Source organism: Nonomuraea sp. CA-218870 (genome assembly GCF_050936535.1).
Classification (GTDB): Bacteria; Actinomycetota; Actinomycetes; order Streptosporangiales; family Streptosporangiaceae; genus Nonomuraea; species Nonomuraea corallina.
Map to the genome: position 1 here is coordinate 344,623 of NZ_JBNJMN010000003.1, position 12,156 is coordinate 356,778.

The following is a 12,156-nucleotide window of genomic DNA, read 5'->3' on the forward strand; positions in this document are numbered from 1 at the left end:
CGGATTGCCCTGCTGCCGGGATGGCAGCAACCGAGCCGCTGACCGCCTGGTCGGCGGCTTTCGCATGTCCCCTGATCTCGCGGTCGGCACCCAGACGGCCACCGCGACCCTAGTCCCGGCCTGGCGCGTTTCCGCGTCTGGGGAGATGGGGGGGACGGGTCAGGCCGGGCTGTCCCATCTCCCCAAGAGAAAGGCTGCTTCGGCATGCCCGAAGACAAGCACGTCCAGTCCCTTCCGGTCGGGAAGCTCGTCAACCACCCGGACAACCCGCGCCTGCAACTCCGCGAAGACGTGATCGAACGTCTCGTGGCAGAGATGAAGGCGAGCGGGTTCGGCCCCGAGCACGCGATCCTCGTCCGGCCGCACAGCGGCGAGTACCAGATCATCAGCGGCCACCACCGCGCCGAGGCGGCGAAGCGGGCAGGGCTCGCCGAGGTGCCCGCGTGGGTCAAGGACATGGACGACGACGAAGCGTTCATGCAGCTTGTGCTGTCCAACGCCCAGGGTGAACTGACGCCGCTGGAGATCGGCATGCACGCGCGGATGGCGAAGCGTTGGAGCAGCGCCGAGCATTCGCTGAAGGCATACGCCGAGCGGGTCGGCATGACGGGTGCCTACCTTGGCCAACTCCGCAACGCCGCCGAAGTCCTCTCCAAGATCGATAACACTAAACTCAAGTTTAGTGTTATCGATCTTGGAGACAAGGCGAAGCACCTCTACGAGATCTCCAAGTCCCCCCGCGAGTGCTGGCCGACGCTCGTTAGCGAACTCGTGGCGAACGGCTGGACTGTCGCGGACACCGCCGACTCGGTGAAGCGTCTCGCCGAGTTCGTCATCCCCGACCAGTGGGCCGAATGGCTCCCGCTCGGGAAGGTCATCGAGCGCTACCTCGCCACCCGCGAGTTCTCCCCGAGGACCGTCGCCCGCCTCGTCGCTGCCGCCGACCAGACGGCGGAGTGGATCGACTCCCACGCGGTCGATCCCGAGCTTCAGCACGCCCGCTTCCGCGAGTGGCTCATCGCCGGATCTGCCGGTCCCGAGCACCGCTCGTGGCAGCCCCGCGCGGTTGCCGAGTACCTGCAGAAGCTCATCGCCTCCCAGTTCGTCGTCGAGGGCTGGCATCACGGCAACTGGCGGGAGCACCTGGACACCCTCGACGACGGATCGGTGGGTCTGCTGCTCACGGATCCGCCGTACGGGCAGGGTTTCCAGTCGGACAGGCGCATAGACCGCAGGCAGCCGCGCAAGCACGACACGATCGCGTCGGACGGCTCCGCCGAAGACGCCGAGGCCGAAGTGCTCGCCGCGCTCGAAGCGTTCGCGCCCAAGCTGGCCGACAACGCACACGTCCTGATCTTCTGCTCATGGTCCGGCGAGCCCGGCATGCGCGAGATCGTCGCCAAGGCGGGCTACACGCTGCGCGGGTCGCTGATCTGGGACAAGCAGACCCGAGGCATGGGCGACCCCGAAACCACGTTCGCCCCGTCCCATGAGCGCATCCTCCATGCGGTCAAGGGCTCCCCGCTCCTGTACCGCAGGGCACCGGACCTGCTCAGTCACGCCCGGTGCGACTCGACCCGGCATCCCACCGAAAAGCCCGTGTCGCTGCTACGGGAACTGATCGAAGCCACCACCGCCGAGGGCCAACTCGTAGCCGACCCGTTCGGAGGGGTCGCCTCCGTCCCCGTCGCAGCGAAAGACTCCGGTCGCCGCTGGTGGGGCAGCGAACTCGAAGAGAAGTACTGGCAGGCAGGCGAGGAACGCCTGTCGTGACCGTCTACGACTTCGCCGAGCGCCTCGCCTTCAGCAAGGCGCTCCGCCAGCAGTCCGACGAGGCCACGCTAAAAGTCCTGTTCCCGCAGAGCGTGAGCGTCGCCAAGACGGACACCGACACTGACCGCATGGGCGTCGATTACGTGGTGACCTTGCGGCGAGGGGCTCGCCTCCTGGTCGATGCGAAGGCTCGCGACTCCGGTTGCTGCCGCTACTGGCGGTCAGGGCCAGAAGTCGCACTCGAAACGTGGTCGGTGAGGCCAGGCGGCAAGTACGCGATGCCCCAGCACAAGGCGAAAGTCGGCTGGACACTGGACGAGTCCAAGGACGTGGACCTGATCCTCTTCACCTTCCACCCGGACGACCACAAGTTCGCCTACGTGCGCCCCCTGCCGCTGCTACGTCAGGCGTTCCACCACAACTACCTCCCGTGGCTGGAGCGCTTCAAGGCGGACGTGCAGGACTCCCGTGAATGGGAAAGCGCCTGCGTGTTCGTCCCGCTCCGCGTTGTCGATCAGGCGATAGCTGACGTGTCGAAGACACAACTCGTCATCCCAGCCTGACCCCCTAGACCTCCGGGCGGCCGGTTTCGTCTGCACGTCGGCCGACCGCCCGGACACCCAACCCCCTCGCCCTAAGGTGCCCTCATGGAGTTCTGCAACCACGACGGCGTGACGATCGAGTCTGACGAGTACGGCCCGCCCCGCGTCGTCGACGCCGCGCCCCTTGCGGCGTTCCCCCGTGACTGGCTGGACTCGCCGGATCCCGAAGTGCTGGTGGTGGACGGCGACAGGATCACCGTGTGCGGCACCACCGTCTACGAGGTCATGGACTGGCACCACCGGTGCTCCACCTATGGCAGCGACGCCGTGTACGCCTACGCGAGGCTCGTGTCCCGCCCGCCACAGGCAGGCGACGCCGAGAAGCTGCTGAATCAAGCGCTGACGCGAGACGAGGAACTGGAACGCCTTCGGGCTCTCGTCGCCCACTACGAGAACACGCGAGGCGAATAGCCGTAGCCTCGCCCACCTCAAGGCCCGCTCTCGCGCGGGCCTTTCGTCATGTCCGGGGGTGAGCGTGAGCGAGCCTTACGACCCGGACAAGCACGGCACCTACGGCGAGTGGCTGCGCTCGAAGAACATCCACACCCGCACCCAGGGCTGGACCCACGCCACCCGAGACCAGGTCCGCGAGTACGTCGGACGCGATGGCCGGCGCGTGAAGGACACCACCGACCAGCTCGGCAACCGGGTGGTGCAGCACGGCATGGACAGCCAGTCCGTCATAGCGAGCCCCCAGACCGTCGCAGCAAAGATCCCGATAAAGGAGGGCTCCCGTGAGCCTCGAACTGGCTGAGGAGCTTGAGGCTCGCGCCGCAGCGCTGCGCGACGAAGAGCGCCTCAAGGACGACCTCAAGGCGGCCAAGCAGGCGTACGCCGACAACCCCACGGACGAGACCAAAACCGCCAAGCAGGCCGCCATGGAGGCGCTCAGGGATTGCCGTTCCCGCGCCCGCACCGAAGGCGTGACGGTCGGCGGCGACGCCTACGTGGACAAGGAGGTCTGACCGTGGCTCTCGCCGGTAGCGGCCTTTTCGTCGCCACGTTCGTCGACATGCTCGACGACACCGCCCTGGACATCGACTGGACCAGCGACACCGACCTGAAGGCGGCGCTGTACACGGACTCGATCACGACCCCGAACCTGACCACGAACGTCGGCTATGGAGCCGCGCCGTTCAACGCCAACGAGGTCAGCGGCACGGGCTACACCGCTGGCGGCGTGGTGCTGACCGGCACAACCCTGACGGGCTCGTCGGGCAACATGGTGTTCGACGCGAGCGACGCCCAGTGGACGTCCTCTACCATCACGGGCGCTGAGGGCGTGCTCATCTACGACGACAGTCAGACGAACAACAACGGCCTGGTCCTGATCGACCTAGGCAGCCCCTACTCCACGTCGAACGGAACCCTGCTAATTTCCTGGTCGGCATCCGGAATAGCCGTGATCGATTTGGTTGCATAGCCGCCTTTGAGGCAATTCGCTTGATAGAATTTCCCCATGAAACTCGTCGATCTCACAGGTCAGCGCTTCGGCCGTCTCACGGTCACCGGCCCGTATGCCAATAGGAGATGGACGTGTCGTTGCGATTGCGGCAACGTCAAAGCGATGCTTCAGTATTCGCTTCGGAATGGACGTGCGAAAAGCTGCGGCTGCCTCAGGAGCGAGAAGACGGCCGAACGTAATCGCATCCACGGCATGACCAGGCGCAATGAGAAGCCCTCCGAGTTCACCATCTGGGTCAGCATGCGCGCCCGCTGCGAGGACCCCAACAGCCAGGGCTATCCCAGGTATGGCGGGCGCGGCATCGCGGTCTGCGAGCGGTGGTCTTCCTCGTTTGCGGCGTTCTATGAGGACATGGGGCCCCGCCCGTCGTCGGACCATCAGTTAGACCGCATCGACAACGACGGGCCGTACAGCCCCGAGAACTGTCGCTGGCTTGACCGGGTGGGGCAGGCGAACAACCGCCGCGACAACGAAGTCCTGACCATCAACGGCGAGACGAAGACGATCGCCGAGTGGGCGCGTGAGACCGGGCTCAAGTACCACACGCTCTTTCAGCGGATCTTCAAGCTGGGGTGGAGTGTGGAGCGCGCGTTGACGCAGCCCACGCGCCCATTGCGTCGCCGCGTGAAGGCGTAGCCCTCAAGCCCTCCGGTTTCTGATCGGAGGGCTTTCGTTTGCCCCCCTGACGTCGCCGCCCTTGTGGCGGCTTTCGCATGTCCGGGGGGCTGGTCGTGGTCGCCGCTTACCGCTCCCACACCACCGCCCAGGTCGGCACCGGCTCGTACACGATCGCCCGCCCCGCCGGGGTGGTGGCGGGCGACGTGCTCGTCTTGTGCGCGGTCACCGACACCGGTAACGCCACCGACGTCACGGTGACAACCGGCGGCTGGACGACGGTCCTCACGCAGAACTCGGCGCAGACGTACACGCGCGGCAGGACGTTCGTCAAGGTCGCCACCGGCAGCGAGCCGTCCACGTACCAGATCGACGACGAGGGCTCGTCGTCGGTGGCGATCCTCATCTGCGTGCAGGGCGGCTCCCTGCCTGGCGTGTACGCGGCGGCGAGCGCCGGAACCGGTAACAACGTCTCCAGCCCGACTCTCACCCCGTCGTCGGCGTCCGGCATCGAGATCCGGTTCGCGGCGGCTGACGGCGACGGCCAGAACCGGACGTTCACCCCGCCGTCCACCTACACCGAGCCTTCGGGCGCGGACCTGCGCAACCAGACGTACACGCACTTGAGCGCCGCCTACAAGGTGCTGTCCTCCAGCGCGGCGACGGGCGCCCAGAACCACCTCGCCAGCGGCGCGATCGTCTCCCGGCTCGGCTTCACGGTGTTCGTGCCGTCCGCTGGCGGCACGGACGCGACCGCCACGCCCAGCGTGGTCTCCGCTACCGCCTCCATCCCCAGCCCCACGGTGCAGGCGGACACCTCGGCCACCGCCACCCCCGCTGTAGTCGCCGCCACTGCCGCGATCCCCGCCCCGGACGTGGACGACGGCACCACCCCGGCAGGTCCGGCCACGATCCGAGACACCACCGCGACAAGCGCGGCAGGGGCCACCGTCGACGCCACCCGACCGGACGGCGTCGAATCGGGCGACGTCCTGATCGCCTTGCACGCCGCCGACGTCGGCACCCTCGAAACGATGACTGGCCCGGACGGCTGGTCTCTGCTGCACGCCGAGACGCAGGGCGACCACGTCCTGCAAGCCACCCTCTGGCAGAAGGTCGCAGGCTCGTCCGAGCCGTCCACGTACCTGTTCGGGCAGTCGTCGTCCGCTGACGGCGTCGTCCTCATCGCCGCCCTCGCCGACGCGGACCCCGACATCGTCTCCGCCGTCTACCGCGAGACCTTGTCCGAGGCCACCACCCCCGGCATCACCCCGGCCACCGGCCAGGACGTCGAACTCCGCTTCCTCGCCGCCATGCCCTCGCTCGGCTCCGGCGTCATGGCGTTCACCCCGCCTTCCGGATACGACGAGAACGAGGACCTCCAGTCCAACGTCTACACCGCCGCCACCCTGGCGTCCAAGACGCTCGACTCCGACGACCCGACCGGCCCGCTGGACTTCGGCGTCTCGACCAGCAACTTGGGCTTCAGCATCGGCTTCACGGTCGCCGTGGCAGGAGCGGGCGGCGGCGGGCCGGTCGACGACACCGCCACCCCGGCTGTGGTCGAGGCGGTCGCGTCGGTCCCTGCGCCCACGGCGAGCGCTGGCGCTACCGCTTCACCCGCCGCGGTATCGGCTACGGCCTCGGTTCCGGCTCCTGCCGTGTCCGCCGGCGCGCGGCCCGCTCCGGCTGCGGTCCAGGCATCCGCGTCTGTCCCGGCCCCCGCACTCTCGGCGGGTTCGGCTGCCTCTCCTGCCGTCGTGCAGGCGTCGGCGTCCATCCCCGCCCCAACACCTCGTACGGGCTCCACTGCGAGCCCTGCGGCGGTGCAGGCGAGCGCCAGCATCCCCGCACCGTCAGCCTCGGCCGGCGCGTCCGCTTCGCCTTCCACGGTGCAGGCGTCCGCGACGGTCCCGAGCGCGTCGGTGTCCGCGTCCTCGACCGCTTCCCTGGGCGTCGTCTCCGCTACGTCGTCGATCCCCGGCCCGGTGGTCACGGCGGTCACGGCCGCGTCCCCGGCGACCGTCCAAGCCGCGGCGTCGACCCCCGGCCCGAGCCCCACCGCGGGCGCTACGCCTACCCCTGACGTCGTTGAGGCTGCTGCCGAGATCCCTGAGCCCACCGCCGCCGCCGGGGCTACAGCGGCTCCTGGCGTGGTCTCGGCGACCACCACCATCCCGGCCCCGGACGTGGCGGCGGGCGCGACGGCGAGCCCTGTTGTGGTCGCCGCGACCGCGGACGTGCCCGCCCCGGACGTCACCACAGGAGCCACAGCCCAGCCATCAACGGTCCAAGCCGCGGCGTCCATCCCTGAGCCCACCGTGGCCACGGGGCAGGTCGCCCAGCCCACCACCGTCACCGCGGCAGCTGAGATCCCGGCGCCCAGCGTCGAGTACGGCCAGACCGCCACACCCGCGGCGGTACAGGCCGCAGCGTCGATCCCGGCCCCCGCGGTCCAGTCGGGCTCGTCCACGACCGCGGCGCCGTCCACCGTCGCAGCGTCCGCCTCCATCCCGGAGCCAGACGTCTCGGCGGGAGCCGCCGCGCAGGCGGCTGTGATCGCCGCAGAAGCGTCCATACCGACTCCTGGCACCTCGGGTGGCTCTACGGCCTCTCCGGGCGTTGTGGAAGCGCTGGCGTCCATCCCCGGCCCGTCTACGGCTACGGGAGCGACCGCCACACCGGCCACCGTGACGGCCACGGCGGACATCCCGGCACCGAGCGTGGAAGCCGGCGGCAACGCCACCGCACAGCCAGCCTCGGTGAGCGCCGCGGCGAACATCCCGGCACCCAGCACGGGAACGGGCTCCACCGCCGCGCCGACCGTCGTCCTGGCCACGGCTGCCATACCGACCCCGACGACGACCGTCCTCGTCGCTGCTACTCCTGCTGCGGTGGAGGCGTACGCGTCCATCCCGGCGGCTCTGGTGTCGACCAGCGCCCGCCCGCCCACCGTCCAGGCGGTCGCGTCCATCCCGACGCCGGCCGTGTCGACGGGAGACCTGCCGCAGGAGATCGACATCACCATCGGCCCGCCGTCGCGGCACTGGACCGCGGCCACGCCCGACAGGGCATGGCAGGCAGCCGAGCCGGCATCCCGAAGATGGTCGGCCACCACGCCGATACGACGCTGAGCGGGGGGTGGTCGTGAGCATCCCCTGCTACCCGTCCGGCACGAAGGAATGGATGTACTCGGGCGTGGTGACCGGCACCTACACGACGTCCACGCCGGTGTACATGGCGGTCATGCCGTACGACATCGAGCCCGAGCGGGACAGCGACGTATGGCACGAGGCCGAGTGGCACACCGCCACCGGCACAGTCCGCGCCATGTACGGCGGCGACACCGGGATCGGCACCCTCGACGAAGGCAAGTACGTCATCTGGGTCAAGCCGGTCACCGCTCAGGAGGAGCCGCTGATCCGTAGCGGCCCCATCAAGATCACGTGAGGGGGTTTGGTTGAGCGACCTGCTCGTGATCGTCCCCTCGCGTGGACGCCCACACAACATCGCCGACTTGTACAACGCATGGCAGGCCACGACCACCGGAGGCACGGCACTGCTCGTGGCCGCCGACGAAGACGACCCGACACTCGGCGACTACCGCCAGGTGTGCGCGTCGCGCGGGATCGAACTCGTAGTGGGGCCGCGGCTGCGCATGTGCCCGACCCTGAACAAGGTGGCCGTCGAGCGCGCCCCGCACCACTTCGCGATCGGGTTTCTCGGCGACGACCACCGGCCCCGCACCCGCGGCTGGGACGTGCGATACGTCGAGGCCTTGCGCGAGCTCGGAACGGGATTCGTCTACGGCAATGACCTGCTGGCCGGCGAGCGCCTGCCCACCCAGGTGGCTGTCACGTCCGACATCGTGATGGCGCTCGGCTGGATGGTGCCGGACGGCATCCTGCACCTGTGGGCCGACAACGTATGGCTGGACCTCGGGCGGGCGATCGGCCGGATCCGCTACCTGCCGCGGGTGGTGGTGGAGCACCAGCACTACCTGAACGGCAAAGCTGTCGAGGACGACCGCTACCGCGAGGTCAACGACGCGGCCGCTGCGGAGGCTGACCGGCTGGCCTACGCCGCCTGGCTGGAACACCGCATGGCGGGCGATGTTGACAAGCTGAAGGCGCTCCTCGGGTGAACGTCATCGCGTTCAGCCTGTTCGGCCCTGACGAGCTGTACCTGGTGGGCGCGGCGGAGAACGTCCGCTTGTGCGCCGGTCTGTATCCGGGATTCGTGTGCCGGTTCTATGTCGGCGACTCCATCCCGTCCCTTGTTGTCGGCGAGCTCTCGCGTATGGGCGCAGAGGTCGTCCCGATGGCGGGGGTGCCGGAGAATTGGTGGTCGACGTTCTGGCGGTTCCACGCTCTACGTGACGGCAACGAGGTGACCCTGTTCCGGGACGCAGACTCCCGCCCGTGTGAGCGTGAGCGCGCCGCCGTCGAGGAGTGGCTGGCCTCCGGCAAGCAGTTCCACGTCATGCGGGACCATCCGGAGCACGGCATGCCGATCCTTGCAGGCATGTGGGGCGCGAAACGGGACGGCGCCGCCGCCGCGGCCCGGCTCCTGCCGGACAGGCACGCCGGCTCGGAGCGGTGGCAGGCCGACCAGCTTTGGCTAGCCCACCAGGTGTATCCGCTGGCGAGAAAGTCGCTGATGGTCCACACCAGCACACAGAGTCCCCAGTTCGAGCCTGACGGGTTCGACGACAAACGCGACTTCCCGACACCGCGCACGCCAGGCCGCTTCGTCGGCCAGGGCTTCAACGGCGATGGCACGCTCCGTATCCCCGCAGACGCTTCAAGGGTGTGATCCGTGAAGGCGCTCGTCACTGGCTCGGCAGGGTTCATCGGCCGCCACCTCACCGCCGCCCTGTCCGACCTCGGCCACGACGTGACCGGCGTCGACATCGTGGACGGGCGGGACGCTCTCAACGTGTTCCGGCACGGTGGCGCCCGATTCGACCTGGTGGCGCACTGCGCCGCGGTCGAGCCTCATCGTTCCGCGATCGACGCCTCACCGCTGACCGTGGGCGCCGGCTGTCTTGAGCTGGACGCCGCCATGTTCCAGTGGGCGCTGCGCACCCGGCCGGGCCGGGTCGTCTACTTCTCGTCGTCAGCCGCCTACCCTGTCGCGCTGCAGCAGCCAGGGCTGGCGGTGAAGCTCGAAGAAGGCCACATCGACCTGGACCGTCCCGAGCAGCCGGACGCCATCTACGGGTGGCTGAAGCTGACCGGCGAGCATCTCGCCAGCAGCTACCGGCGGCAGGGCGGCGTTGTGACGGTGCTGCGCCCGTTCTCCGGCTACGGCGAGGACCAGGGCGAGCGGTTCCCGTTCGGAGCCTTCCAGGCTCGCGCGAAGCGACAGGAGGATCCGTTCACGATCTGGGGCGACGGCACCCAGACGCGCGACTGGATCCACGTGTCCGACATCGTGGGCGCCGTCTTGGCCGCCTGGGAGCACGGCGTAGATGGGCCGGTCAACCTCGGCACTGGCCGGGCAATGTCGATGACCGACCTGGCGAAGCTGTTCACCGCCGAGGCCGGCTACAGCCCGTCCTTCGACTACCAGCCGGACGCCCCCTCGGGTGTCGCCTACCGGGTGTGTGACCCGTCCCGACTGCTCGGCTTCTACGAGCCGCGGGTGAGCGTTGAGGAGGGTGTGAGGCGCGCGTGCCGGTCCCGCTGATCCTGCTCGGCAACGGGCGCAAGGACTGCATCACGCAGGCTGTCGCCTCGATCGGCACAAACCTGCTCGGTGTCGGGCCGGTGCTGATCGTGGACGACTCCGGCGATCCCGCCTACCGGGCGTGGCTGCAAGCTGAGTTCCGGGTCGAGGTCGTCCCAGTCGCCGAAGAACGGGCCGGGTACTGGCGGGCGATGCGCGCCGTGTGGCAGGCCGCCGCAGACTGCCACCAGCTGGTGTTCTGGGAAGAAGACTTCATCCTCAACCAGCGCCTGGACGTGGCCGACCTCGCCGAGGCGCTGGACGGGCATCCGTACCTGACGCAGATCGCCCTGGTGCGGCAGCCATGGTTCGGCAACGAGCACCACCACGGCGGCGTGATCGAGGCACTCGAAGCGCAGCGCAACCACTTCCAGCAGCGCACTGACGGCACCCACTCGTGGATCGAGCACCGGGCCTGCTTCACTGGCAACCCGTCTCTCCTCCCCGCTTCGACGCTGCGCCGGCCGTGGCCTGAGGGCGACTGGTCGGAGTCAAGGTTCGGCCGCGAGATGTTCCGGGACCCGAAGGCGCGCGGTGCGTACTGGGGCCGTCGCGGTGACTCGCCCCTGGTGACGCACATCGGGCACGAGAGGGCGGGCCATGACTACTGACGTGCGGGCGCTGGTGGCGATCCCGTGGAGGCATCAGCCGTCCCGGATGGTCGCGCACGAGGCGACGGTGGCCCGCTACCGGGAGCTGCTGCCGGGCGTCGAGATCGTGGAGGTTGACACCGGGCACGAGCCGTTCTGCCTGGCGGGCTGCCGCAACCGTGGCGTCCGGCTGGCGGAGGAACGCGGCGCGGACGTGGTGGTGCTGGGGGACGCGGACACGCTGCCTGAGCGGGAGCCGCTGCTGGCGGCGATCGAAGGCGCGGCGACGAGCGGCCTGGTGCATCTGCCGTACACCGCCTACCACTCGCTACGCGCGGACGGCACCGCCCAGTACCGGCGCGGGGTGCCACTTGACCGTTGCAACCACCTGGTGGTGCCCGCAGCCACCTCGGGCGTGTACGTGACCTCGCCGGAGACATGGTGGGCGTGCGGCGGGCAAGACGAACGTTTCCTCGGCTGGGCTCCGGAGGACGTGGCGTGGCTGATCTGCCACCGCACACTCCTCGGCTCCGAGCCGGTACGGCATGAGGGGCGCGTGTACGCCCTTCACCACCAGTCAGCAACGAAGACAGGGCCGGCGTACGAGCAGGCCGTCGCTCTCTATCAGCGGTATATGGACGCCGCAGGGGACGAGACGGCCATGAGAGCGCTCATCTCGGAGCGCGCTGCGACGCTGGGCGTCGACTGATGGCGTACTCGCAATGGAGAGGCCACGACCGAGGTTCGCGCCTTCCCTCGGACTGGCAGGAGCGGCGCATTGCGGTGTTCGCCCGCGACGGCCGCATCTGCCACGTGTGCAAGAGGGACGGCGCTGACGCCGTGGATCACCTGACAGCAGGCGACGATCATGAGCTGGCGAACCTGGCACCCATTCATCAGGACGTGCCGCCGTACTGCCACCGGTTCAAGTCGTCGTCCGAGGGCGGCAGAGCGAAGGCGGACAAGCAAGGACGGATGCGGCGCCCGCCTGAGAAGCATCCAGGGTTGCGCTAGCTCTCGCGCTTGGACGTCGCCTCCTGGCGGATGGACAGGCCGAGGAAGGTGAGGGCGGTGAGGGTCAGGACGCTCCCGGTGACTGCCCGGTTCCAGGTGACCACCGCGACGACGTTCTGCCACATCGCCTCAACGCGCTCCTGAGTTGCGAGGATGTCCAGCTCGCCGAGCCATGCCGCCGCGATGAGGTTGAGGACGATGCCGATGAGCAGGCCGATGGCGATGTTCTTCATGACTTCTCCTGGCTGTTGTGGTTGAGGGCTTGTTCGGCTATGTGGCGGGGCACGATGGCGGCGATTCGTCGGCCGTTGTAGGTGAGGAACGTGATCTGGCCTGTGTCGCGTGCGTCGTTGGCGAGGTGGCCCAG

At 68.8% G+C, this 12,156-nt stretch carries 15 protein-coding genes; 14 read left to right on the forward strand and 1 reads right to left on the reverse strand.

What is annotated here, in order from left to right:
- Window positions 1-204 precede the first annotated feature (204 nt).
- From ACQEUU_RS36805 to ACQEUU_RS36870, 14 genes are all read left to right on the forward strand, one after another.
- Complete coding sequence (locus ACQEUU_RS36805; protein WP_433075402.1) at window positions 205-1,773, forward strand: DNA methyltransferase; 1,569 nt, start codon at window positions 205-207, stop codon at window positions 1,771-1,773.
- Window positions 1,770-2,336: a hypothetical protein gene (locus ACQEUU_RS36810; RefSeq protein WP_433075405.1), complete on the forward strand. Its 567-nt coding sequence runs from the start codon at window positions 1,770-1,772 to the stop codon at window positions 2,334-2,336. Before ACQEUU_RS36805 ends, ACQEUU_RS36810 begins: the two co-directional genes overlap by 4 nt.
- Before the next feature lie 84 nt (window positions 2,337-2,420).
- On the forward strand, window positions 2,421-2,786 hold the full coding sequence (locus tag ACQEUU_RS36815; protein ID WP_433075408.1) for a hypothetical protein: 366 nt from the start codon (window positions 2,421-2,423) through the stop codon (window positions 2,784-2,786).
- A 64-nt stretch (window positions 2,787-2,850) separates the two neighbouring features.
- A complete protein-coding gene (locus ACQEUU_RS36820; protein WP_433075411.1) occupies window positions 2,851-3,129 on the forward strand; it encodes a hypothetical protein in 279 nt (92 codons plus the stop codon).
- Complete coding sequence (locus tag ACQEUU_RS36825; protein WP_433075414.1) at window positions 3,110-3,340, forward strand: hypothetical protein; 231 nt, start codon at window positions 3,110-3,112, stop codon at window positions 3,338-3,340. The genes ACQEUU_RS36820 and ACQEUU_RS36825 overlap by 20 nt, the downstream gene beginning before the upstream one ends.
- 2 nt (window positions 3,341-3,342) lie before the next feature.
- Window positions 3,343-3,798, forward strand: coding sequence for a hypothetical protein (locus ACQEUU_RS36830; protein ID WP_433075417.1), 456 nt, complete (start codon window positions 3,343-3,345; stop codon window positions 3,796-3,798).
- Window positions 3,799-3,834: 36 nt separating this feature from the next.
- The gene (locus tag ACQEUU_RS36835; protein ID WP_433075420.1) at window positions 3,835-4,476 is read left to right on the forward strand and encodes a hypothetical protein; all 642 of its coding nucleotides are present in this window, start codon (window positions 3,835-3,837) and stop codon (window positions 4,474-4,476) included.
- Window positions 4,477-4,553: 77 nt separating this feature from the next.
- Window positions 4,554-7,589 carry a hypothetical protein gene (locus ACQEUU_RS36840; protein ID WP_433075423.1) on the forward strand — a complete coding sequence of 1,012 codons (3,036 nt, stop codon included), beginning with the start codon at window positions 4,554-4,556 and terminating at the stop codon, window positions 7,587-7,589.
- Window positions 7,590-7,602: 13 nt separating this feature from the next.
- Window positions 7,603-7,905, forward strand: a complete 303-nt coding sequence (locus ACQEUU_RS36845; protein ID WP_433075425.1) for a hypothetical protein — start codon at window positions 7,603-7,605, stop codon at window positions 7,903-7,905.
- 10 nt (window positions 7,906-7,915) lie between these two features.
- The gene (locus tag ACQEUU_RS36850) at window positions 7,916-8,599 is read left to right on the forward strand and encodes a hypothetical protein (protein WP_433075428.1); all 684 of its coding nucleotides are present in this window, start codon (window positions 7,916-7,918) and stop codon (window positions 8,597-8,599) included.
- Window positions 8,596-9,270, forward strand: coding sequence for a hypothetical protein (locus ACQEUU_RS36855; RefSeq protein ID WP_433075431.1), 675 nt, complete (start codon window positions 8,596-8,598; stop codon window positions 9,268-9,270). The genes ACQEUU_RS36850 and ACQEUU_RS36855 overlap by 4 nt, the downstream gene beginning before the upstream one ends.
- Before the next feature lie 3 nt (window positions 9,271-9,273).
- The gene (locus ACQEUU_RS36860) at window positions 9,274-10,146 is read left to right on the forward strand and encodes an NAD-dependent epimerase/dehydratase family protein (RefSeq protein ID WP_433075434.1); all 873 of its coding nucleotides are present in this window, start codon (window positions 9,274-9,276) and stop codon (window positions 10,144-10,146) included.
- Window positions 10,131-10,796: a hypothetical protein gene (locus ACQEUU_RS36865; RefSeq protein ID WP_433075437.1), complete on the forward strand. Its 666-nt coding sequence runs from the start codon at window positions 10,131-10,133 to the stop codon at window positions 10,794-10,796. The genes ACQEUU_RS36860 and ACQEUU_RS36865 overlap by 16 nt, the downstream gene beginning before the upstream one ends.
- Window positions 10,786-11,484 carry a glycosyltransferase family 2 protein gene (locus tag ACQEUU_RS36870; protein WP_433075440.1) on the forward strand — a complete coding sequence of 233 codons (699 nt, stop codon included), beginning with the start codon at window positions 10,786-10,788 and terminating at the stop codon, window positions 11,482-11,484. Before ACQEUU_RS36865 ends, ACQEUU_RS36870 begins: the two co-directional genes overlap by 11 nt.
- Before the next feature lie 301 nt (window positions 11,485-11,785).
- Here ACQEUU_RS36870 and ACQEUU_RS36875 read toward each other — a convergent pair whose 3' ends face one another.
- Window positions 11,786-12,022 carry a hypothetical protein gene (locus ACQEUU_RS36875; protein WP_433075443.1) on the reverse strand — a complete coding sequence of 79 codons (237 nt, stop codon included), beginning with the start codon at window positions 12,020-12,022 and terminating at the stop codon, window positions 11,786-11,788.
- Between the last annotated feature and the right edge of the window lie 134 nt (window positions 12,023-12,156).

Bases quoted from the DNA above. Each gene is read 5' to 3' on its own strand.
- ACQEUU_RS36805 (WP_433075402.1), top strand. From the start codon at position 205: ATGCCCGAAGACAAGCACGTCCAGTCCCTTCCGGTCGGGAAGCTCGTC.
- ACQEUU_RS36815 (WP_433075408.1), top strand. From the start codon at position 2,421: ATGGAGTTCTGCAACCACGACGGCGTGACGATCGAGTCTGACGAGTAC.
- ACQEUU_RS36835 (WP_433075420.1), top strand. From the start codon at position 3,835: ATGAAACTCGTCGATCTCACAGGTCAGCGCTTCGGCCGTCTCACGGTC.
- ACQEUU_RS36840 (WP_433075423.1), top strand. From the start codon at position 4,554: ATGTCCGGGGGGCTGGTCGTGGTCGCCGCTTACCGCTCCCACACCACC.
- ACQEUU_RS36870 (WP_433075440.1), top strand. From the start codon at position 10,786: ATGACTACTGACGTGCGGGCGCTGGTGGCGATCCCGTGGAGGCATCAG.
- ACQEUU_RS36875 (WP_433075443.1), bottom strand. From the start codon at position 12,022: ATGAAGAACATCGCCATCGGCCTGCTCATCGGCATCGTCCTCAACCTC.